Origin of the sequence: Leucobacter viscericola (genome assembly GCF_011299575.1) — a bacterium.
GTDB classification, from domain to species: domain Bacteria; phylum Actinomycetota; class Actinomycetes; order Actinomycetales; family Microbacteriaceae; genus Leucobacter; species Leucobacter viscericola.
On sequence record NZ_CP049863.1, the window covers coordinates 2,040,655 to 2,063,952 of the forward strand.

The 23,298-nt window shown below is 61.6% G+C and carries 12 protein-coding genes; 4 read left to right on the forward strand and 8 right to left on the reverse strand.

From position 1 onward, the window contains the following. Positions 1–238 precede the first annotated feature (238 nt). On the reverse strand, positions 239–4,927 hold the full coding sequence (locus G7068_RS16605; RefSeq protein WP_166291314.1) for a DUF11 domain-containing protein: 4,689 nt from the start codon (positions 4,925–4,927) through the stop codon (positions 239–241). A 286-nt stretch (positions 4,928–5,213) separates the two neighbouring features. On the opposite strand from G7068_RS16605, the gene G7068_RS09045 reads away from it, so the two are divergent. Beyond that, positions 5,214–5,753: a hypothetical protein gene (locus tag G7068_RS09045; RefSeq protein WP_244304414.1), complete on the forward strand. Its 540-nt coding sequence runs from the start codon at positions 5,214–5,216 to the stop codon at positions 5,751–5,753. A 39-nt stretch (positions 5,754–5,792) separates the two neighbouring features. Here G7068_RS09045 and G7068_RS09050 read toward each other — a convergent pair whose 3' ends face one another. Both G7068_RS09050 and G7068_RS09055 read right to left on the reverse strand, forming a co-directional pair. Beyond that, a complete protein-coding gene (locus G7068_RS09050; RefSeq protein WP_166291317.1) occupies positions 5,793–6,311 on the reverse strand; it encodes a hypothetical protein in 519 nt (172 codons plus the stop codon). 32 nt (positions 6,312–6,343) lie between these two features. Further along, positions 6,344–6,778 carry a hypothetical protein gene (locus G7068_RS09055; RefSeq protein WP_166291320.1) on the reverse strand — a complete coding sequence of 145 codons (435 nt, stop codon included), beginning with the start codon at positions 6,776–6,778 and terminating at the stop codon, positions 6,344–6,346. Positions 6,779–6,899: 121 nt separating this feature from the next. On the opposite strand from G7068_RS09055, the gene G7068_RS09060 reads away from it, so the two are divergent. Genes G7068_RS09060 through G7068_RS09070 form a run of 3 tightly spaced genes read left to right on the forward strand, consistent with a single transcriptional unit; the run spans position 6,900 to position 9,854 of the window. Then, entirely contained in the window at positions 6,900–7,730 is an 831-nt protein-coding gene (locus G7068_RS09060; RefSeq protein WP_166291322.1) for a phosphoribosyltransferase family protein, read from the forward strand. A 25-nt stretch (positions 7,731–7,755) separates the two neighbouring features. Further along, positions 7,756–9,243, forward strand: coding sequence for a nicotinate phosphoribosyltransferase (locus tag G7068_RS09065; RefSeq protein WP_166291325.1), 1,488 nt, complete (start codon positions 7,756–7,758; stop codon positions 9,241–9,243). Beyond that, complete coding sequence (locus G7068_RS09070; RefSeq protein WP_166291327.1) at positions 9,240–9,854, forward strand: NUDIX hydrolase; 615 nt, start codon at positions 9,240–9,242, stop codon at positions 9,852–9,854. Before G7068_RS09065 ends, G7068_RS09070 begins: the two co-directional genes overlap by 4 nt. A 64-nt stretch (positions 9,855–9,918) precedes the next feature. Here the strand turns inward: G7068_RS09070 and G7068_RS09075 are convergent, their stop codons facing one another. The 5 genes from G7068_RS09075 to G7068_RS09095 form a co-directional block, all read right to left on the reverse strand. Continuing rightward, positions 9,919–14,241, reverse strand: a complete 4,323-nt coding sequence (locus G7068_RS09075) for a DUF7617 domain-containing protein (RefSeq protein WP_166291329.1) — start codon at positions 14,239–14,241, stop codon at positions 9,919–9,921. A 341-nt stretch (positions 14,242–14,582) separates the two neighbouring features. Further along, positions 14,583–15,521: an HAD family hydrolase gene (locus G7068_RS09080; RefSeq protein ID WP_166291331.1), complete on the reverse strand. Its 939-nt coding sequence runs from the start codon at positions 15,519–15,521 to the stop codon at positions 14,583–14,585. A gap of 27 nt (positions 15,522–15,548) precedes the next feature. Then, positions 15,549–16,409: a formylglycine-generating enzyme family protein gene (locus G7068_RS09085; protein ID WP_166293090.1), complete on the reverse strand. Its 861-nt coding sequence runs from the start codon at positions 16,407–16,409 to the stop codon at positions 15,549–15,551. 70 nt (positions 16,410–16,479) lie between these two features. Beyond that, positions 16,480–18,021 carry an arylsulfatase gene (locus tag G7068_RS09090; RefSeq protein ID WP_166291333.1) on the reverse strand — a complete coding sequence of 514 codons (1,542 nt, stop codon included), beginning with the start codon at positions 18,019–18,021 and terminating at the stop codon, positions 16,480–16,482. A gap of 171 nt (positions 18,022–18,192) precedes the next feature. After that, positions 18,193–23,118, reverse strand: coding sequence for an SdrD B-like domain-containing protein (locus G7068_RS09095; RefSeq protein WP_166291335.1), 4,926 nt, complete (start codon positions 23,116–23,118; stop codon positions 18,193–18,195). Positions 23,119–23,298: the final 180 nt, after the last annotated feature.

Below are 23,298 nucleotides of genomic sequence, written 5' to 3' on the forward strand. Positions count from 1 at the left end.
CAGAGCGTAGGCCAGGTATACGAGAGAGCCAAGACCAATGATCATGGCCACGGCTTCAATGATGCCCAAGATTTCTCCCTCGTAAGGATTGCCCATTGAGCATAGCCCTCGTGGGGTTGGCGCGCCAGTTGGCTGCGGCTGTCGTAATGGGCACGCCCCCTATGGTGTGAACGCAAGTCAACATTTTGGGCGACCATAATGTTGACTTGCGTTCACACCAGGAGGAGCTGGCGCTGCGTCAGCGTCGCGAGACCGCGCGCCACCTCCGTCGCGCAAGTACAGCAGCGCCCGTCAGAAGGAGCAGGGCGCCCAGGCGGGCCCAGTTCTCGCCCGTTGCGCCCGTCGTGACGAGGCCACCCGGGGTGCCTCCCCCTGTGCCGGGTGGGGTCGTCGGTGGGGTGGGTGGGGTCGGCGGTGTTGGCGGGATCGGCGGCTTCTCTGAGGTCACGGCGGTTTCGGCGCAGTTCGGGGCGACGGCGGCAGCCGCAGAACCCGTCACCGCAACTCGGTCGCCCGGAGCAACCTCGGGTTCCACCCAGTTCTCAGGGGTGCCGTTCGTGGCGCAGTTTGTGATGGTTGATCCGTCCTTGTTTTTAGCAACGGTGCCCGTGACGGTCACTTTTTTGCTGGCGCCGGCGTCAACTCCGTTCAGTTGCCACGTCACCGTGCCCCCGGCAAGCGCGCCGTCATCAGAGGCTGAAACGAAGGTCACACCATCGGGTAGGTCGTCCGTCACGGTCAGCGCGCCCGCGTCGAGCTCTCCCGGGTTGCTCACCAGGATGCTCCACTCGATCGTGCCACCGGGCAGCACCTGCGCCGGCCCGGTCTTCTCGATCTTGATGGATCCGGCGGGGGCCGCAGCACAGGCTGCGTCGCTCACGGCAGGCTGCGTTCCGGCCAGGAACGCGATGTTCAAGAACCCACCGGGAGTGTTCTGTGTCGAGCACTCCAGTTGCTCGGCGGGAAGGTCTCCAACAACCCGCACGCTGGCTACCACCTCGTAGGTGTGGCTGCTGCCCGAAGCAATGTCGGTGTCGGTGGTGAGGGCGGTGTCGTCGACGCCGTCCCAGTCGGGATTGAGTTCAAGGTCGCCGGGATCCTCATTGCTCGCGGTGACGCCCAGAATCGTGATGCCCTTGCCAAACCGAAGCTCGTCTTCGAGAGAATAGCTGCTGTCGTAGGGCGAGTCGTTGCTGACCACCAGGCGGTAGGTCACCTCACCGAGCCCGTCGGCCCCAACCGTGCTGCTCACCAGCGTCTTTGTCAGCCCGATGGGCACCTCAACGACCGTCACAACGGCGTTGTCACTGTCTGTTGCGGTCTGGTCGAAGCGATCCGTGATCTCGGCCGTCGCGTTGTTCGTGATGGTGCCGAGACCGTCTGTCGCTGCTCTGAAGGTCAGGGTCTCGGTCTGGCCGGGATCCATCGTGCCAAGCACCCAGTCGGGATCAAAGCCAGACACATCACCGAGGCTCGCCTGGGCGCTGCCAGCGACAAGGCTCAGCGAAGACGGCAGCACGTCACTGACGGACACGTCGCCAGCCTCTTCGCCCGTATTTGTCACCGTTAGGCGGTAGACGGCGTCACCACCCTCGGGTAGCTCGGTCGTCTGAGCCCACGCGCTATCGTCATCAACCGCGCAGGTCAGGGCGACACACACGTCTTTTGTGATCGACACTGACGGCGCGACCACACGAATGGGCACGTCGGGTGAGTTCACCGGCAGCTGCAGCACCTCGGGGTTCACACGAGCGACAAATCGGTTGGTGTACTGATCACCGGTGGCGTTTCCGGTTGGTGTCAGCAGCAAGTCCCAGGAGATCGTATCGTTGGGCGCGATCACCGAGGAGGAACCCGCGGCACTCACAAACCGAAGGGCTGTTGCCGTCGCCGCGGTCGGGCAACCGGGGGTGCCCAGTTGCGCGAGCGTGCACGACCACTCCGCCGTGCCGGGCGCGACAAACCAGGCGTCACTCACGGCACCGGGGTCGACCTGCCCATCGAGAGCCCCGTCACGCGTGTCGAGGTCGTCTGGCAGCGCGTCGGTCACATAGGCGGTGAGGCCGGCCGGCAGGTTTTGCACGGAGATGGCGGAGAAATCCCCGTGGAACGAGGATGCCGGCGTGCGGTTATCTCCGGAGGCGGGCAGCACGTCAACAACGTCGAGTGTGTCGACGGGGGTGGTGGTTGCGTTTCGAATCGAGAGCGACCAGCGTAGGTCCGTGTTTAGGGGCTCGACCGCACGTTCTGCGGTCTTCGTGGCGAGCACGGTCGCCGCAGCAACGACCGAGATTGAGTCGGTGGCCGAGCGCTGTGCCAGGGTCGACGGATCGTCGGGCGAACTGATCGAGGCGGTGTTCACGTAGCTCTGGCCGTTGGTGGCGTTGATGGGCACGCGAACCTGGTAGCTCAGCTCAGGCATAGGCGATCCTGCCACCACGTCACCAAAATTCCAGCGCAGGCCGTGCGGCGCATTCGGAGCCGTTGTTGACCAGTCGCTACCGTTACACGTTTCGCAGAACTGCAGCACGGCACCGGGCGGTGCGGTCACACTCAGCGGGTTGATGACCAGCCGGGGCGAGTTGGTCGGCAAAATATCGGTGACCGTCACGTCTCGCATCGATCCCGGAGCCGAACCAACAAGGCCCGCAGCGGACGGCTGCAGCACAAAAGCGATGTCTTGGCCAGCAAGCACCTGCGATCCTGAACCAGGAATGACCTCGCGCACTTTCTTGGAGACCCTCACCTCACCCGGAACAAACTGGATCCGGTCTCCCATCTGCGCCCCGGTGTGCGTCACCGGGTTGTAGGTGTTACTCCCGTTCCAGGTGGGCGTCGACCCGTACTTGAACTGGCCAAAGTTCGAGAGGATCGTTCCGTCGGGGTTCTGGGCAGGATCGAGCGTCGAGGTCGAGTACACCTCGAGGTTTGTGTAGAGGTAATACGCGGTCTGTGGCGGCAGGTCTCGCGAGAAGGTGATGCGCACGCGGTCGATCGTGTCTCGGAAGCCGTTGGCGGTGAGACCGCCGCCCAGCGTTGCGCTGGTGGGGCTGGTCGACCAGACCGCATCACCGTCGTCACAGCGCGCGGCTCGCATGTCGGCAAACGTGCCCGGTTGATTCGTTGCCGCACCGTATTCGATAACGTAGTCGCCCGGCAAGATCGGGTCGGGGCTCGCACCCTGGGCGAAACTTGCTGGACTCGTGTTTGATCCAGTTCCGCTCACGAGGCGCTGCGAACTTCGGTCAAAGATGTCGCAGGTTCTCGCGTTCAGCGCGGGCAACACTGCCGGGGTGATCGCGACGCGGCTGGTGACCTTATAGCCAAGCCCCGCCCGCAAATCGCCCGTCCAGACGCCGCTCGCACCGGGTGGTGTGCCACCCCCGACGTACCCTCGGTACTGCTTTGACATGCCCATTCCGGCCGTCAGCGTGAAGGATGTGGTGTTGTCGCAGCGATCCGTTGGGCGCCCGAAGCACGTCGTCAGCGCTTCCGTGCCGGTCCCATAGTTTGACTGGCCAGCGACGTCATCTGGATCAAACTGACTCACGGTGTTGGTGAGTACCAAACTGTTGTCATCGGGGGTACCCGGGATGCCGTCGGCACCGTTTGCCACATCGGACTGCGGTAGCCAGATGCGCAGGATTCCGGTGGCGACGTAGAGGTAATTACTGCCGAGAGCCACACCCTGCGAACTCGTTGTGGGAAACGAGGAGCCCGTGGTGTTCATGCCGGTAAACGAAACGTTGAACCCCTGGCCGTTAGGGGAGCAGGCGATCGTGCCGCTGTTGACCACCGAGTTGACCGCGGTTGAGCTTCCGGTGATGCCGATGCGCGACGCGGGGACCCCGCCGAGGTCACCGGCGTTGATGTAGCCACAACCGGGTCCACCCCAGTCGTAGAGCCGGGCATTGCGGCTGTACTGTGACAGGTCGTCGAAGAAGGTGACAGAGTTGCTCAGCTGCGACATGCCCTTGATGCCCTGCGTTGGCCCGAAGCGGGTCGGGTGCGCGACCGTGATGCCGACCGGGTAGGTGTTCAGAATGCCCGGTTCCCCGTTCGGGCCGTTGACGTTTGCGGTGGCCGCTCGCCCCAGCTTGCGGAGGTCATACGTCGGTGCCCCCGACACCACAGTGATGACCGGGGTCGCGGTGATGGGCGGATCAGCGCTGGCATCGTTAACCGAAAAGGTAACCGGCAGGAGCGAGCCCTGCGTCGGCTGGTTGGTGACCCACAGCCTTGGCAAGATCGAGTCACTCACGGACGCCGAGGTTGACGGCAGCTGGCACACCAGCAGGCGTCGGTCACCGCCCAGGGCTCCCGTTGTCGAGTCGTAGATGCCGGACGGATGCGGTGTTGTGCCGGTTCCGACGCAGCTCGGGGGCACCGCAAGCCACCGTGTGCCCGCGGGAGAGGTTGAGGTAATCACCGGGTTCGTTACGGCCGCATCGGTGTTGTACTCAAACTTGTATTGGATCTCGTCGTTCGTACGCACAATGCCGTTGTTGGCGCTCTGGTCATTGCCGGGGTTGTTGTTGGCGTCAAAGGTCGCGGTGCCGTCAGATTCGACAGTGACGACCGCACCAAGGATAGAGAGGATGCCGATGTCGCCGGTGTCATCGTCTGCCTTGGCCTGAGGGGCCGCGGGTTCTGGCTCGGGCGTCGGGGTTACTGGATTCTGCGGGCTCTGCGGATCCTCGGGGTTCGTTTCCGGTGTGGGCGTCGGGTCCGGCGTAGGCGCCGGTTCGGGAGTCGGTTCAGGCTCGGGCGCGGCCGTCGGAGCAGGATCGGCAGGAGTGTCGGTCGGCTCAGATTGAGTCGGGTTTTGTTCGGCCTGCGTTGCCTCTGCCGCCCCTGGCGCGGTCTGCGCTGGCACCGGTGCTGACGTAGGCTCCTCGGCCAGCGCTGGGGATGCTGTGAGAGTCATCCCCATCAGCAGCGCAGCTGTCACCGCGGCGAGCCAGCGCCTTCCCGACAGCCGAGCATGCGGGCGCGCGCGCCAAGTCGGTTGATCATTCCGTCGACGACGCTGTTTCATAGCAGTACTCCCCAGTGCTGCAAGTGTGGTCTTTCTACCCCATCCCGATGATGAAGCCATCGGTTATATGAAAGATCACACGTACATTTTTGGCAATCTTAGCACCGGGGAAGCACCCAGAAACAGGGCCGCTCATAGTGATGAAGTCTCTCGCTTGTACGCATACGATATGAATGTGTCTGAACTCAACGCAACCGACAAGAGTCTCCTCGAGATTCACCGCAAACTGCGGCCCGGATTCGGAACAGAAACCGCCGTATACGGCACGATCCTGGTGAGTGGCCTCGTGGCCGTTTCCTCGGCACACGGTGAGTCATCGGCGAAAGTGCTGATCACCGTCGCGGCGACCGTGCTGGTGTTCTGGGGGGCACATGTCTTCGCGGGAACAGTGGCCCGCGTCGGAGACCGCATGACTGATGGCGAGGAGCACGTCTACGGGGTGCGCCTCGCACTTCGGCACTCGGCACGGCGTTCACTCGGCATGCTGGTCTCCTCTTTGCCGCCGCTGGTCGTGCTGCTCCTTGGCACAACCAGGGTGATCCCCGACGAATTCGCCAATGAGTGCGCCCTCTGGGTGGGAGTCGTTATCCTTGCGATTCTTGGCTACATTGCGTTCGTGCGCCGTGGGAGCTCGATCCCTGCCCGCGTGCTCGGCACGCTCGCAACGGCTTCGTTCGGGCTCGTGTTTATCGCCTTGAAGGCGTTTGTGCACTGATGTGGCGTCGGGAGCCTGGAAGGAAAGTCTCCTCTAGCCTCAGCTGTTGTTGCACGCGTGACAACCGAACCGGGTAAGCAACAGACCGTGGCCTCCACATACCGGGAACCCTCGAAACATCGGCTCGTCAGCTTGGCAGGCCTCGTGCCACTCGGCTATCTCTTCACGGTGAAGATCCGTGATGCGCAGCGCACGCACCAGTTCTGCAAATCTATGCATGGCAGGAAAAATGAGATCCTCGTTGGGCTTGTAACTCAAACGGTCCCACCCAATCCGTTTGATCACGCCGTCAATCGCACTGAGTAGAAAAACCCGCTGGCTTTCAAACTCATTCTCTTCAAACGGCAGGTCCTCCAGTTCAAATCCCACCGTGCCGACCCCGACCGCGGACTGATCTTGTTCGAGCAGCCAATAAACCAAGACCCGTTCTTTGTTGTCGGCCGCAGTCGCTGTCCCGCTCAGTCCTAGCAGTGATACGAACACCGAGGTAAGCCCGTTCGCCAGGGTTAGAGACTGCTCAAACGGCGTGCCTCGACCGACCGTGATCGTATTCGACATGCCCACAGCGTACGCCCTGGGCCGGTCCTGCTTCATTCCGCCCGGCTGAGACTCGCATCGTCGGTCGCGGGTGCCTGGCGTTTCTTGGGGCGACGACTCGCGATTGCCACCCACACCATGATCGCGGTGAGCGCCACGGCGAAGATCCCGAATCCGAACACATAGTCTTCGTTCGCGTACCCTGCCATAAATATGGTGATCAGGTTTGTCGCGATTAACACACCAAGTACCGCAAACACCATCCACCCTCGCCCCGCCCAAACCGCAAGCGCAAAGGCGGCGATGCCGAGAGGAAGGTACGCGACAATCTCGATCGAACACGGTGGCCCATAAGTCTGCGGACCACACCGCGAAACTCCCCACAGCGGTCCGGTGATCCCACTCGCGATTGCGCAGGCGATGGCTACGACCAACATGAGTGCACGAAGCAACGGGTTATTCGGAGTCGTGAGTTTCTTGCGTGGCATGACTGCCTCCGGGGGTGCTTGGGCGTTCTATGTTGAGCTTAGTTGAGGGCCGTGCTGGTGAAATACACCCAAAATAATCCTCATTCCTCACAATGAGGAATAACTGTGTTACGCTTTCCACATGAGCATCACACTCTTCGCAGCAACCACCCCGGGTGGCAGCAAGTCGGTCACCCACACCAACAGCGCCGCGGAACCGTTCCGGTTTCCTGGGGGCGAATGGCACCTTCGGGTTCCCACTGCAGAAGCCCCCGCCTTTGCGAGGGTAACCGGTTGTGACGCGAACGATCTTGTCGTTTTGGGCCTGTGGGCGGACTGGGTGCACAGCCTCGGACACCGCGCCGTTGCCCACCTGCCCTACCTCCCCGCCGCTCGCGCGGACCGCGGTACCCCCTTCGGCGCGCAGGTGTACGCCAACCTCATCAACACGTGCAACCTTGACGAAGTGGTGGTATTCGATCCGCACTCCCCCGTGGCTCCGAGCCTGATCAACAACGTGCGCATCGTCGAGTCCACCGCAGTCATCGCAGAGCGCGTTATCCCATCCGGCAACTACGAGGCGATCCTCGCCCCCGATGCCGGAGCGGTGCATCGCGCACAGCTCGTCGCCGACCGCATGGGCCTCCCGCTCTTCACAGCCACGAAGAGCCGCGACTTTGACACCGGCAAACTCACCGGCTTTCATGCCCCCGAGAACTTGCCGCGGCTCGGAAGAGTGCTCGTGGTCGACGACATCTGCGACGGCGGCGGCACGTTCATGGGACTCGCGAAGGCAACGGGGCTGCACCGGGATCAGCTGGATCTTTGGGTCAGCCACGGCATTTTCAGCGGCCGCGCACCGCAGCTGCGCGAAAGCTACGGCACCGTCTTCACCACCGACTCACACCCCGGGGCGGCCAACCCCGAAGTCGCGGCCGAGATCATCGAGCTCGCCCCATACCTCAGCGCGTAACCACCAACCCCCGAAAGAACTCATCATGCACACGACAGACCGTTTCGCCCCCATCCGCGCACTCATGCTCACCGACGTCTACAAGCTGGGTCACCTGCAGCAGTACCGACTCGCGGGCACCCCCGAGGTGGTCTACTCCAACTGGACCAACCGGGGCAGCCGCATTGAAGGCGTCGACCACGTCGTTCACTTCGGTCTGCAAGTGTTCCTCGCGAAGTTGGAAACCTGGTTCGAACCGTTTTTTGCCGCGGACGAAGACGAGGTGTGCGCACTCTATGAAGAGCGTCTCACCCAGATCCTCGGCCCAAACTCGATCGGAACCGATCACATCAGGGCGCTCCACCGGAAGGGCTACCTGCCGCTGAAGTTCAACGCCGTGCAGGAGGGCACCGCAGTTCCGCTCCGCGTGCCAAGCTTCACCTTCGAGAACACCGATCCCGAGTTCTTCTGGCTCACGAACTACGTCGAGACCATCGTCTCGGCCGAGGTGTGGCAGCCTTCCACCTCCGCGACGATCGCGCGCGAATTTCGTCGGGTACTCGAGGCGGGGTGCGAGCGCACCGGCGGCGACCCCGCGGCAATCGACTGGCAGGGGCACGACTTCTCGTTCCGGGGAATGTCGAGTGTGGAGACCGCCGCGGCGTCTGGCGCAGGTCACCTGTTGTCGTTCAGCGGCACCGACTCACTGCCGTCACTCGACTACATCGAGCAGTTCTACGGAGGCGAGTACGTTGCGGGCAGTGTGCCAGCGACCGAGCACAGTGTCATGTGCGCGGGGGCCGCTGTGGTCGGAGAGAAAGAGCTGTTCTCTCGCCTGATCGACCTGTACCCGGCCGGAATCTTTTCCGTCGTCTCCGACACCTTCAACCTGTGGGAGGTGCTCACTGATTTCTTGCCCGAGTTCAAGGATCGCATCCTTGCACGCGACGGCAAGATGGTGATCCGCCCCGATTCCGGTGACCCCGTCGACATTCTGTGCGGCGAGCTGGGCGACGATTCACACGCGGACCAATCCCCCGCAGCAAAGGGTGTTGTTGAGCTGCTGTGGGACACCTTCGGCGGCACAATCAACGAGGCGGGTTACAGGGTTCTGGATCCTCACATCGGCGCCATCTACGGCGACTCGATTACACGGGATCGAGCCCATCAGATTATCGATCGCCTCGCCGCCAAGGGCTTCGCCTCAACCAACGTTGTCTTCGGCGTCGGCAGCTTCACCTACCAGTACCAAACTCGGGACACGTTCATGAGTGCGGTAAAGGCCACCTGGGCACTCGTTGACGGGGTCGGCTACGACCTGCAGAAGGACCCGATCACCGACAACGGCACCAAAAAGAGTGCCCGCGGCCGCCTCGCGGTTTTTCGCAACGACGAGGGCGAGTTGTATCTTGTTGAGCAGGCGACGCCCGAGCAGGAGGCCGCCAGCGAATTGCAGCCGGTGTGGCGTGACGGCGCATTTCTTCGCACGCAGACGTTCGCTGAGGTGCGGGAGACGATGAAGGGAAACCGATGACCGAGTGGAAGCAGCCACTGGTTTCAGTGGATGTGGTCGCGGTTCGACGCGATGCTGGCGTTCTGAGCTTTGCGACCTGCGAGCGGCAGTTTGAGCCCTTCGTAGGTCGCGCCGCCCTGCCCGGAGTGCTTTTACTCACGGGTGAGGGACTCTCGGAGGCCGCGGAGCGCGCGGTTGTGACGAAGCTTGAGCTGCCAGCAGGATCGATCCGGCACGTGACCCAGTTCGGAGCGTTCGACGGGACAAACCGAGATCCTCGCGGTGCCACCATCTCTATCGGTCACATCTGCGCGGTGGAGTCGCTGGCAGGATCCGCAACCTGGACTCCCCTCGACGCCGCTGCTGGTGGCCTCCCCTTCGACCACGACACAATCGTGGCCTCAGCAGTGGCTGAGATTTCGCGTCGCCTCTGGGCTGACATGCCATTCACCCGAGCCATCATCGGACCCGAGTTCACAACGAGCGAGATTCTCACTGTCACCCGCCAGACCGGCGCCCGACTGCCCGACACCGCTAAGAATATGGCGCGGTGGCTGCGCAGCAACGATCACGCGGAAAGCACTGGCCTTCGCGGTCGCGACACGGTGTGGCGGTGGGTATCTAGCAGTTAGCTTGGGCAGCAGAGGGGCGCTGTGTTGAGATTTTCTCAGCACAGCGCCCCTCATCTCTGGGGTGTTACGCCCTGCGACGGCGCGCGATGAGCGCCGCTGCGAGCAACAGCATTCCCAGTGCACCAAACGCCAGCAGCATCGGCGAGGCTGCACCCGTCACCGCGAGGCCCGCTGGGGCCTTCTCTGCAGTTGCGGCCTGCGTTGCCTGGTTTGCTGGCTTAGTCGGCTTCGTCGACTTAGCCGGTTTCTCCGGGGTAGTCGGTTTCACCGGCGACACCTCGTCGGCCTTCTTCGTAACGGTACCGATTGCGCTGCTCTCAGCCGTGAGTTCGTCACCCTGCACACCGGTGGCGGTCACGGTTGCCGTGTTCTTCGCGTCAGCTGAGGCCGCGTCAACGACCTTCCAGGAGCCAGCCGAGAAGACGATCGCTTTCGACTCGCCACCCTTCAGCCGTTCAACCGTGAAGTCGCCAGCGGGGAAGCGCGCGTCCGTAACCTTGACGTCGGTCAGATCGGTGTCGCCAGTATTGGTGACGGTGATCCGCCACCACATCTCGCTGCCGAACTCACCGGTAGCGTGCGCCTTCCAGCCGGTGCCGCTCTCAAGGCAGTCACTATCGGCTGCCACCACGCAGGCTTCCTTTACGAGCGACACCGTTGAGGTGAAGTCGCGCACGGTCACCTTCGCTTCGCTCTCTGCGGTGACGGTCTCGGTGCCGGGATCCCGCGGGTTTGTGCCTGTGGCAGTGGCCACGCTGCTGGCGGATGCAAACACTGCGGCGCTCTTGCAGGTAACCGCCTCCGAGGCACCGGCTTCGATCTCCGCAAAGCTGGTAGAGCAACCCGACAGCATCGGGTCAGTGAGCTGCACGTCGGCCAGCTTCACCTGGCTAGTGTTCGTTACGATCACGCGCCAGAACGGCTCGGCACCGGGCTCAAGCTGAGCCTCCTTGACCCATCCGCCAGTCAGTGAAGCAGCGTCGGGATCACAGTCATCTCCGGTTGAGCAGACCTCTTTCTGCACGTCAATCGCGACGTTCGGTGACAAGGACAAGATCTCGGCAGAGCTATCAGCCTCAAGATCGGCGTCGCCGTAGGGAGGTGTCGCTTTTACGCTCGTCGTGCCGGTCAGAAGCCCGTCAACACCCTCGACCTTGCACACCTTCGAAGATGCGGCCCCGGGAGCCAGCTCAGCCAGCGTGAACGCGCACTCCTCGTAGTCCGCGTTCTCAACGCGCACATTGGTCAGCGTCGTTTCACCGGTGTTGGTAACCGTCGCACGCCAGAGTCCTTCTGCCCCAAACGGCACGGTTGTGCTGGCGCTCCAGCCGCCCTCGCCGAGTACGGCGTTAGGGTCGCAGTCGCCCACGCTGGGGTCGCATGACTCGTAGACGATCCCCACTGCAGAAGCAGCTTTCGCCCCGACCGTCACCGATGCACTTGAGCTGTCCGTGGCGGTCTTGTCGTCACCGTTGCCGGTAGCGGTCGCGGTGTTCTTCATGTCAGCCTGCACACCGGTCGAGCGGCAGATCTTCTGGACCTGGTCGTTGACTGCCAGATCGCCCACCTCGAGATCGCACGCCGCCACGAGCGGATCGTCGATCTTCACCTTTGTGAGGTCAACGAGCCCTACGTTGGTCGCCGTCAGTCGCCACTTCACGTCGGCGTTGAAGGGGACAGCCGCGGTGTTTGCCCAACCACCAGTGCCGACGGCTGCGTCATCCGCGCAAGTATCAGCCGCACACACCTCTTTTTCAAGGTGGATCCCCGGGCCTTCAACGAGGCCAAAGCCCACCTTCGGGGTTTCAGACGGGGCGATCGGAGCGGGGGTTGCTCCCGCAACGTACGCACGGGTCGCGACGGTGTTCCAGGCCACCTGCTGCGTTGGCTCGAAGTTTGCAGCGTCCATCGAAACGATGAAGTCTGCGACCGTGCCGATTGCCAGCGAAGCTGAGTTCTGGAACCGCAATGCGGTCACCGCAGCCATGTCGGATGGTGCAGTTGTTGACCAGGTCGAATCACAGCCGGGGTTCTTGCTGTTTGCCAGCACCTCAGGCCGACACGGGTTCTGCGCGACCGAGTACGCGACCGTCCATCCCGGAGGTGCGGTTACTTCCCGCAGGGTCGGCGTAAAGGTTGAACCACGAGCGGCACTGCCACCAACGGTGTAGGTATCGCTAACCTTGGGCAGCACGTCGTAGAGCGTAACGTCTTGCAACGCTGCCGATCCTGTGTTCGCCCACGTCACCTTAAAGTCGGCAGCACCCGTGCCATCGGAGGAGACGTTGCTTGTGCCTGGTGAAGCCACCCACGCGGAATCGTTATTGCCGCGAACCGTCTTCACGGTACTTGAGTCGGGAATGCTGCCGGGCACAACAAAGTACCCGGTCTGGTGGCACACGGTTGTCGGCACACCCACCGTGCCGATGATGCCCGTGGTATCGACAAAGATGTCATTGCCCGGCATCGGTTCTCCATCCGGAGTGGTGATGCAGCTCTCGAACTGCTCATCGGCAAAACCGATATAGACGTCGTAGGCGTAAACGCCCGCTGGCACGTCTGCCCTCTTCACCGCGAGGTTCTTCACAGTGTCATTGCCCGCTGGGAAGTCAACGTACTTGCGACCGGTTCCTTGCCAATCGTTCGAGATTGCCGCGCCGGCAGTCACGTCAAAGGCAGCATCCGGCAACACAACCACGGTGTGTCGTTTGTCGGCGATCTCTGGCTTCGCCGTCAGGTACGAAACCCAAATTCCCGCACTCGTAAGGTTGGGTGTATTCAGCACCTTGGTGGGAGCCGCGGTAATGGCCGCGGAAACCACGTTCCGCAGGATCATTGCATCCACCGCGAACGGGCTGTAGGCCGCCGGCAGCGGCTTACCTGCGACAGCGATTCGATTGTAAGACGTGTTCTTGATCGACAGAATCTCCGTGCGCGTTTCCAGCGCAGCATCGACCCGGCCATAGACCACGAGCTTTGAATTCGCAGACCCTGCAGGCTGCGACCCGCTGTACGTGATCTTGTTAACATCGGTTCCTGCTTTGGGAACGATGGCGACACCCTTGATTACCGGAACCGTCTGTGAGGTGCCATCGGTGTAGTGAAGGGTCACAGTCTTGCCTGTGTCGGTGCCGTTTCCACCAGCAATGGGGTCACTGGCCACAAGAATGCGCGAAACATGGAAACCCACGTCCGAGCAATCAGCATCTACCGCACCCGACTCGACGCGGTTCACCGCGCCCGTCATGCAAGGAATCTGGTCGATCATTTCGAAGTCGCTGTCGAACGACGTCTGGTTAACAGCGAGAACGTACTCCACCTCTTTATTGGTCGAGGCCGTAGTTGCGACTGCGTTGCCGACCTCGCCCCCCGTGTAACCGGTGAGGTTGTTGTTAACGGTCTTAGAGAAGATGGTCGATCCGTCGACTTCTTGGGTGACCACCGACTGAGTGGAGCTCGTGGTCGTGACAACGTTGGGGTTGCCGACCTCCTTGAAGGAGAGCGTCGCCGCATTCGTGATGACGGCACCGTTTGGGGTATCGTCCTTCACCTTGGCGACCACGCCGTAGTTTTGTGAACTGGCAGGGTAGGGCTTTTCCGTCGTGAGAAACGTCAGAGTGCGAGTCGCCGCGTCGTAGTTGTAGGGGGTTCCGGCAGGAGTAACTGACACAAAGTCCACCTCGGGGGGCAGCACATCGACGATGGTGCGAGTGCCAGGGATCTTACCTAGCAGCCCGTCCCACGCAGGGTTGCCGTCATTCCACGCAATGTTCCAGGTGACATTCGCACCCGCAATGGGAGTGCCAACCATCTTCTTCGAAATCGTTGCACCAGAGGTCGCCGTCACGGTTAAGGTGACGTCTTCAGAGTCCGTCACTGTCTCGAAGTTTGATCCGGTCACCGTGGGCTTCACTGGCAGCTTGAAGTCATTTGGGGTCGTGAGATTGGGTGCGGTGAACGAGAGCTGAATGCCCACCACGCTGCCGTCGGCGGGAATCGGCTTCTTCAGATCAATGATCCACTGACGATTCGCCACATCTTTGGTCACTGTGGAACCAAGCAGGCCCGGCATGTTTGAAACAGCCTCAGCCGTCCAGGTGTCGATGCCGGATGCCCCTAGTGAAGGGTCAGGATCCGCGGGCCACGGGATGGTGATCACCGCGTCGGCGCAGGCGGCACCGGTCGGGCTGACACATGAGAAGGTGGCGAGGGTGGTAAACGGCGTACCAGCTGTACGCGTTACCTGACCCGTGGCGGCAAACTCCATTTGCAGAGATGCCTCCTCCTCCGCTGCGAGCGCAGGCGGGGTTACAACAACAAGCGACGAAAGCACTGCAACTGCCGCGGTAAGGGCAGCAGCGAACTTCCAACCTTTCAAAGGTTTCATACCGATTTCAAAACTCCTGTTTTTGCAGCCACGATTGACGATTACGTGACCTGTAAAAAGCGAAAACGCCATGTTTTTGTGCGCTTCGCTTCGTATTCGGACTACAACGCTGTTTTGCAGCGCTGTAGTTGTGGCAACTACCCAGACATTCCGGTGGAAGCACTGGGTGGGTTACCCAGAGTGGTGACAGCTGTTCACCAATGCTGGGGCGCAGCACTAAACGCCGCGTTTATTAGAGATGCGAGAAATCTCGAAATCTCTCTCCCGAACACAAAAGTTTTTTTGGAGTTCTGGCTGCGTAGATCAATTACCAGGCAGCAATGCGCCTCAAGGTCCGCCGATCAGGCGGCGTCCAGAGGAAAAATCCCCGCCCAATCATCCTTCACGCTGACGCGGGTGAACCCCGACTCCCCCACCGCGGCGAGCGCATTCTCCGCACCCTTGTCGTAGGGCGGGTCGTCGCGAGTGTCGTCGTCGTGGTGCACGAGGAGGCTCAGGGATCGCGGGTGCTTCTGCACGAAGCGCAGCATGGGCAGATCGCCGTTTGAGTTGCCGCAGGCGAGAATCGGGCGCCTGCCGATGCGCGTCCAGATCCTGATTGGCTTTTCCGGGCCGTCGTCGAGAAACGAGAACGAGTTGGCGTAGCGCACGTCGTTTGTGTCGGCGTCGTACTCGAGTCCGTAGGCAGACCCGATGACCCGCTCGGGTGGGATCCCGTAGAAGTCTTGTGTCATGGGCCGCATGAAGTCGCGGTCGCCGCCCGACACGATGTAGTTGGTGAAGCCGTTCGCCTCGAGGTAGCCGAGAAGCTCCACCATGGGTGTGTAGACGGCCTGGGAGTAAGCACTGCCGCGCGTGAGGTGCTTTGCCTCGCGGTAGAACGTGGCGACAATCTCTTCGTACTCCCTGACGCTCATGCCCGCGGTCACGCTGATGATCGCGCCGACGAGCGTGTGCAAATCACTGTCGTCGCCCGCATAGTGCTTGTCGACGGCGCCACCGATCCAGTCGAGCTCTCCCGTCGCGACCGCCCTGTACGGCTGGTGTTCCGCGAGCTCCGGCTTGGTCTTGAGTTCTTCAGCCCACTGCTGCACGATGAAGTGGAGCTGGGTTGGCATGGGTTTTTCTGTCCACAGGGTGCCGTCATTGTCGAAGACGGCGATCCGCTCGGGTGCCGGTAGCGCGTCTGGGCCTGTGCTCACCGCCTCCACAAAGTCGATGATCGTCTGCCGTGTAGCGGTGTCTCGCCACGAAGGGAGAACCTGAGTGTTGTGTGCCATGCGTCGCGACCCCCTATGTCGTTGAACCTAGTCGGTGGCGACCCGAAAGCCGATGTGGCTCATTCCGGTGTCGACCATCTGTGCCCGCCGCGCGGCAGGCCTGTACCTCATGCAATAGCTGTCGGCGCACAAGAACGAGCCGCCCTTAACAACCTTGCGCGGCACCGCGAACTGCTCGGCAGCGTTGATGCTGCCCTCGCGCGTGCCACCCGTCGGGTTGGCCGGGGCGCAGCAACCGTGCGCGTCTTCGAAGCCGCTGTACCAGTCGGCCGTCCACTCCCAGACGTTACCGGCCATGTCGAACAGGCCGTAGCCGTTCGGGGGGAAGGATCCGACCGGCGCGGTGGATCCGTACCCTCGATTTGCCCGCCACGGAAACTCGCCGTGCCAGTAGTTTGCCAGCGACACACCCTCGGGTTCTCGCGAATCGCCCCAGGTGAACGGCGCACCGTCGATCCCCCCGCGCGCCGCGAACTCCCACTCAGCCTCCGTTGGCAACCGCGCCCCGACCCACTCTGCGTAGGCCTCGGCATCCTCGTAGGCCACGTGAACCACAGGGTGATCCGCCCGCTGCCCGATGGAGGATCCCCGACCGAACGGCCGCTTCCAGTTGGCCCCGGGCATCCACGCCCACCACTGGCTCAGGTGGCGGAGGTCGACGGGCCCCGGTGTTCCGGTGAAGACCATCGACCCCGCCTCGAGGTTCTCGGGTGGAGCGTCGGGAAACTCGGCCGGATCCAGCGGCCGTTCGGCGACGGTTTTATATCCCGTCGCACGAACGAACGCAGCGTATTCACGATTGGTGACGGCGGTTGCGCTGATCCTGAACCCCGCCACGGAGGCACGGTGTGCCGGTGCCTCCTCGGGGTAGTGGTCGTTGGATCCCATCGTGAACTCGCCACCGGGCAGCGCAACGAAGCTGCTGACGGCTCGATCGGCAAGGCTGCTTGAGCTCAGGCTAATCACCTCCGTTAAGGAAAGCTTGAAGTTTCTCTACAGCTTGGTCGATGCTGAAGGTCGCGGCCTTCTGACGCGGCGGGAACTCCTCAAATGTTGCCAGGAACTGCGCGATCAGCGAGGTGGCAGCGAAGATGAGGTAGTCGTTTTCGAAGATCCAGTCGAAGTACGTGTTCGACGTGGTGTCGGCCCGCTCGTAGGGATCCGTGCGCAGGTTGAAGAGCTTCGGCACGCGCAGCGGGATGAAGGGCTCCATCCACACCTGCAGTGTTCCCTGCACCCGCTGCTCCATGAAGACAACTTTCCAGTTGTCGAAGCGCAGCGCGAGTACGTCGCCGTCATCTGAGAAGTAGACGAGGCCCTTGCGCGGTGACTTCTCTTCCTTGCCCGTCAGGTAGGGAAGCATGTCGTAGCCGTCAATGTGCACCTTGTACGTGCGATCCCCGATGGTCTTGCCCTTTTTGAGCTCCTCGACAGTCTCGGTGTCACCGGCGGCAGCGAGGAAGGTGGGCAGCCAGTCGTGGTGCTGAATGATCTCGTTCGACACGACCCCCGCCTCGATGTGACCTGGCCAGCGGATCATCTCGGGGATGCGGAACGCACCCTCCCAATTGGTGTTCTTCTCGCTGCGGAACGGGGTCATGCCACCGTCGGGCCAGGTGTTCATGTGCGGCCCGTTGTCGGTCGAGTAAATGACGATCGTGTCTTCGGCGATGCCCAACTCGTCGAGCTGATCAAGAAGGGATCCGACGACCTTGTCGTGGTCGATCATCGTGTCGTGATACTCAGACTGCCACCGCCCCGCCTGCCCAATACTCTCGGGCTTGGGGTGGGTGCGGAAGTGCATGTGGGTCGTGTTCATCCACACGAAGAAGGGAGTGTCGTCGTCGACGGCTCGTCCAATGAAGTCTTGAGCGGCCTCGGCGAAGTCCTCGTCGATGGTCTCCATGCGCTTGCGGGTCAGCGGGCCCGTGTCTTCGATGCGCTGTTTGCCGCGGGGGCCGTACCGGCCGTCTACGGTGTCGTCGTAGGTGTCGGTTGCCCAGGCGTGGATCACCCCGCGTGGCCTTGCCCGCTTGTTGAACTCCGGGAACTCTTCCTCTGACGGCCAGTTAGCGGCCTCCGGCTCTTCCTCCGCGTTGAGGTGGTAGAGGTTGCCAAAGAACTCGTCAAAACCGTGGACCGTGGGTAGGAACTCGTTTTTGTCGCCCAGGTGGTTCTTGCCAAACTGCCCGGTGGCGTAGCCGTGCTCTTTGAGCAGCTCTGCAATGGTCGGGTCCTCGGCACGCAGGCCAAGGTCCGCACCGGCGATCCCGACCTTGCTGAGTCCGGTGCGAAACACACTCTGGCCCGTAATGAATGAGGATCGGCCGGCCGTGCAGCTCTGCTCACCGTAGGAGTCGGTGAACCGCATCCCCTCTTCAGCGATGCGGTCGATGTTGGGGGTGCGATACCCCATGAGCCCGTCGCTGTAGCAACTCAGGTTGCTGATGCCGATGTCATCTCCCCAGATGACGAGAATGTTGGGCTTTCCTCCGGGCATGTGATTCTCCTCAGGGCCATGTTCGCTGCGACAGAGCAACACGGTTTTGCGCTGCACTCGTAACAGAAGCATGCTCCGCTAAGGGGTGAGGTGACCACACCCAATGTGGGTGATATCGCGAAAGAGCAGAGGCGATGCGGTTCACACCGCATCGCCTCCAGCCTTACTTAATTATTGCGTTTGACTCTGCCGGCGACGACGGAGCACAAACAGGAGCGCACCGGAGAGCAGCAGGGCCGCTGCGAACACCCCGATTCCACCGAGTTGAGCACCGGTGACCACAAGCGAAGACGGCGAATCTATCCCGTCCGGGAAGGTGTTCGTTACCTTGACCGTGTTTTTGCTGCCCGTTGCGTTGGCGATGATGCCGTCGGATGCACCACCGTGAGTGCTTCCGTCACTGTCGAGCACTGATACCTTCGCGTTCTTCGGCACGTTGACCTCTGTGGCCCGGCAGGTCACCCCCTCGGGAACAGTGATGGTGCGGCTCTCGCCAGCCTTCAGACTGAACTTCGCATCCGCGTCGGCGAGCGTGTAGCCGCCCTCCGAGGGCTTTCCATCTTTGTCTTTCTCGGCTTGGGTGCAGTTGAGAGTGAAGTCATATGCTCCACCCGTCCCATTTCCGAGCACCTTCTTCGACACCGTGATCTTTGCGTCCTTGAAGGTGTTCACAGCCGTAATCGTGAGCTGCTGTGGCGCCCCGGATTCACCCGAGGTCACCTCTGCTGCATGATCCCAAGTGCCAAAGTCAACCTTGGATTTGGCGGCACCTCCATCATCAACCTCTTCGCCGAAGCAACGCGCACCGAGCGGCAGCATTCGCGGCTTGTTGTCGGCTCCGACGAGGAACTTCGTTTGCCCGCCCTTGACCAGAACCATGCCCGAGTAAAGGGTTGACCTGATCTTCGTGTTGTCTGGGCCTGTCTCCTCGATTTGGCAGGTCGCCAAGATCTCAAACACCTTGTCTTTCGCAGCATTGACCGCGAGAGGATCACCGTCAAGCTTCTTCGAAATCATGATGCTCGCGGCGGAGTAGAAGTTTGTGAGAGAGGCGGTTGCTCCTCCCGACTTCTGTGCCTGGGCATCCCACGGTATGGTCACGCTGACGGGCGCTGCGGCATGATCCGCGTGGCCCGCATCAACCTCGGTTACCGTGCACGATGAGAAGGCGGGTATAGGCCCGATCTTCTCCGAAAGCAGCTGGCTGGCGCCGTTCACAGGAAGGTCAATCTCGAGCGGAGTATCGGCGCTCGGCTGATCGATTCCCGCGGGATGCAGGTTCACTGGCTCACCCTCGAAGGTGCAGAGCACCTCAAACTTCAGGGTGTCACTCGTCGCCATCGTGTCGACACCCGCACCCGTAAGAGATTTCAGAATCTGCAGATCCCCCACTGGGAGCAGGCCTGCGTCGATCGTGAGATCTTCAGCGTTCGCGTCGAGAACAACAGGATCCGAGATCCCCGATTGCGTATCCGCGTCTGAATCGAGTGCAGGATCTACGCCATCGGAGTGCTTCAGCGTGAACTCGCTGCCGTCCGGTTTCGTGAACGTGATCACGTAGCCCGCAGCATCCGACGCGCGTAGGTCGTCAAAGGAGTACGTTCCATCGGAATCGGTTTGAGTGTCGACGGCGACCTGATTGCCCAGGTCATCGGTTCCCGCGAGGTGAACCGTCACACCTGATGCGGGCTGCTCAGGCGCACCATTGAAGTCATCCTGTGTTCCGTTTCGGTTGAAGTCCCACCACACGTAGTCGCCGACCCTCGACGAGACCGCGACCTCAGGGCGAACAATTGGACCGACCGGGTTTTCAAGGCCCGTGACGGACGCCATGGCGCTGTTCACGTAGGTGTCGTCAGCGCGGTTGCCCACGCCGACCATAACAATCTGGGCCTCGAGCACATCGCCCGAAAGGTAGTCACCAGGGCGCTGAACACGGATGGCTTTGACATCTGCTGCGCTTGCGGGACAGCTGTTCGCACCCGAAACTACGGTTCCGTTTGCGGGTGCATCACACCAGGTGGTTGCTCCCGCGGCACCATTCGACGCATCAGCCGGATTTGCTGAGACGTTCGCGTCCGCCGTGTACAGGATCCGGGTTTGTGGGCCGCCCTTCGTAACGTCTGCAGAAACGAACTCGAAGGTGCCGTTGTAGGAGGTTCCGGCGTACCCCTGCTTCGGCAACACGTCGATCACGTCGGGTGAAGATACACCCGACTGCTGTGAAGCCGGGAGGGTATTGGTCAGCCGCACCGCCCACTTATTGAGCTCGTTCGTAGCCTGGCCCGGTCGATTGACCTGCACAACAGGGGTCAACGCGATCTTCTCGAGCTTGATGCCGGCGATGTTCGAGATCTGAATCTGCGCCTGATCAGTACGCTGCGCCAGGGTCGAAGCATCGTCTTCCGCCCACACAACAACGGTATTTGTGTAGACGCCGTCGGTTGCCGTCGGGGAAACCTCCGCCGACATGACGATCGGGTCAATTGCTGTATTTACCTCGTGCTTCGGAAACACCCAGCGAATATAGGTCTCGCCCGCACCACACGCGGGACGCTGGGCATCACTCGGCGTAACCCCCTGCGAGACAACGGCAGGCACCATCGTTGCCGAGCTGTATGCCTGTGAGGCCGGTAGACAGTCCTCGACCCACACATCTTTCAGGATGCCCGGAGTGGACGCACCAGAAGTAAGCGATGGCGAAAGTTGATACTGCACCATATCGCCACCAGTCACCTGAGGAGGCGTCGAGGTGAATGCTCCGGAGTCGCCCTTACGCACTTTCTTGTCAATGCGTGCCTGTGCGTGAGCGACGATGAGACGGTCTCCGCCGTTGCCGCTGTGTGTGGCGGGGTCGTAGGCCGCGACGTTCCAGGCGGTTGGGTCGGCAAGCATCTGAGCAGGTGTCAGGTCCTTACCGAGCATCATCTTCACCGCGCCGAAGTTCGGGACCACCGTTCCAGTAGCCATGCCGTTATCGGCCACTCGGAGTCCGATCGAAACAGCAAGATAGACGCCGTCTCCGAGAAGTGAACTATTCGAAACCGGCGCCGGCAAGTTCACAAAGGCGCGCACACGGGCGACGCCTGTGTAGGTGCCCTCTGCGGCCATGGCAGGATCGTTGCCGGGCACCGCCTGCGGTGAGTCGTACCACGGGCCTTGCGCATCACCACAGTCCTTGGCGGATGTCGCACCCGCGGGTGCGGCCGAATACTGGAACGTGACGTTTGGCACCTCTGACTTCGAGGTCGCAACGAGGCTACCCGGAACATTGTCGTACCCCGATACCCAAACGGCTTGGCCCTCAGACGGAATCCGCTGCATCATGCCCACGCTCCCCGACCCGGACACACCTGGGTTGTTCGTCGCCTGCAGGTTGAGCTTTGTGTTGTCCCAGGCGTCGCACCCGATAGCGCTCACATTGGTTGGGGCATCCGGTTTCGATCCCTTAAAGAACATCTGTGATGTGATGACCTGGGTCGGCGCGACGGTGATTCCGCCGCTCAGGAGTGTCGCACCACCCGGAGGGCCCTCTCCGAATACGGAGTTGGTGGGCGAGAATTCCCCCGAGCTCATATTGCCGGGAGCACCGGGCAGCCCCAAGAACTGCTTTCTGAAGCTGCCCGTGAGCTCGACAAGCGGAGTCGTTGTGCGGTAATCATTCCAGTTCACAGGCCCGGTGACACCGGCTGGCAACTTCGAGGCGGCGGGGCCAGGCTGACTTGCAGAGGTCTGCACGTCGGTTGCTGGCTCAAAGCCATGAATACTGAGGTTTGTGTAGGCGTTGTACGTTGGCAGCGTCCACGAGGTTTTTGCCGCATTGACTGTGCCGAAATCACGAATAACAGCAACTGGCGTGTAGACAGTGAGGCCGAGAGATACGGCGTAGGCGGCATTTCCCGGAATCGCAGTACCAACAGGCCGAAGCGCCTCTGTCGGATAACTACGCAGGCTCATGTCGGCGCCAGAAATGGTCAGAGCGACCGGTTTTCCCGGCCCGGCCTGTGCGCCCGTCAACGTACCTGAATCTCGCACGGAGTTTACTGCCGTTCGCGCGAAGCCGCTGTCTTGCGAGCCGCCAATCTTGCTTCCCGGCTGCGAGTATCCGCTGTAGTTGTAGGTCACGCGCGAGCCATACTTATCGAGATCCGCATTGATTGCTGCCAGGGATGCGGCGCTGAGACCTGGATACATGGCCTTCGGCGAAAGATCGTCAGTGAACGTGATGTCTCCCACCGCGGGCATCGCGCCCTTGCCACCAGCTGGCGCAGACAACTCCACGGAGTAGATCGTTTGCTTACAAGTGATTGTGTCGTCCCAGGGGCACTGCGTATTGATGGGACCGTACGCGTATCCGCTGTTTTCGCCCAGTACGATGCTGTTCTTCGAGATGTCCCACTTCAGCCGAGAGGAAGCCTTAACTGAGGGCAGGGGCGAGGTTGCGGGGACCGGCTCATCAATTCCATCAGCCGCTACGTTCGCAGCAACCACTTGAAGAGCCTGACCCTGGTGTGCGAGGTTCAGCACCTTCGCGGTGAACTGCACCCTGTCTGTTGCAACCGAACGATTTCCCATGTTGCAGGTCAGCGTCTGCTGGCTCAGCTCATCAATCGAGGTCGCCGACAGTGGCAGCGCGGGACTTCCCGCGTCTGCCGGAACCAGAGACGAGCCTGTCGCCTGGCAGTACCCGGGAACGACGGTTAGTTCCATGCCTTTTGGCAGTGTCACGGACCAGGTGAGGTTGTCTGCAGCATTGTCGGCGACGACATACTCCACCTCATACGTGACAGTGTCATTCACTCGAACGATGCCGTTGTTCGGCCCCGAGTCGTTTCCGGCGTTGCTATCTGCGTCCCAAGTAGGGGTTCCATCGGAGGCAATACGCACCTGCATTGCGAGGGTGGGCAGGCCCGCGGAAGCTGCATTCAACTTCACCCCGGAGTCGTCAGCATCGGCGCTTGGCTTCGTCGCGCTGACGGAGTCATCGGCAGTGCCATCACCGGACGGGTCGGCGTCACTCGTTGCATTTGGCGTCGGGGCTGGCTGTGTTGCGTCAACAGCAAGTGACGCGGAGGTTGGCCCGACCGTGAGAGCCATAGCGACGACGACCGTTAGCGCGCTCAGACGCCTCCAAGCACTCCGATTCCTACTGTCGTCGGAGCCCTGGGAGCTCCGCCTCTTGTTTCGAACGCTCATCTGAATGACTTCCTCTTTCCGCACTCACACAACGGATACCTTTGGCGCAAAAACGACGCCTCAATGTAAAGAAGGGCCTTG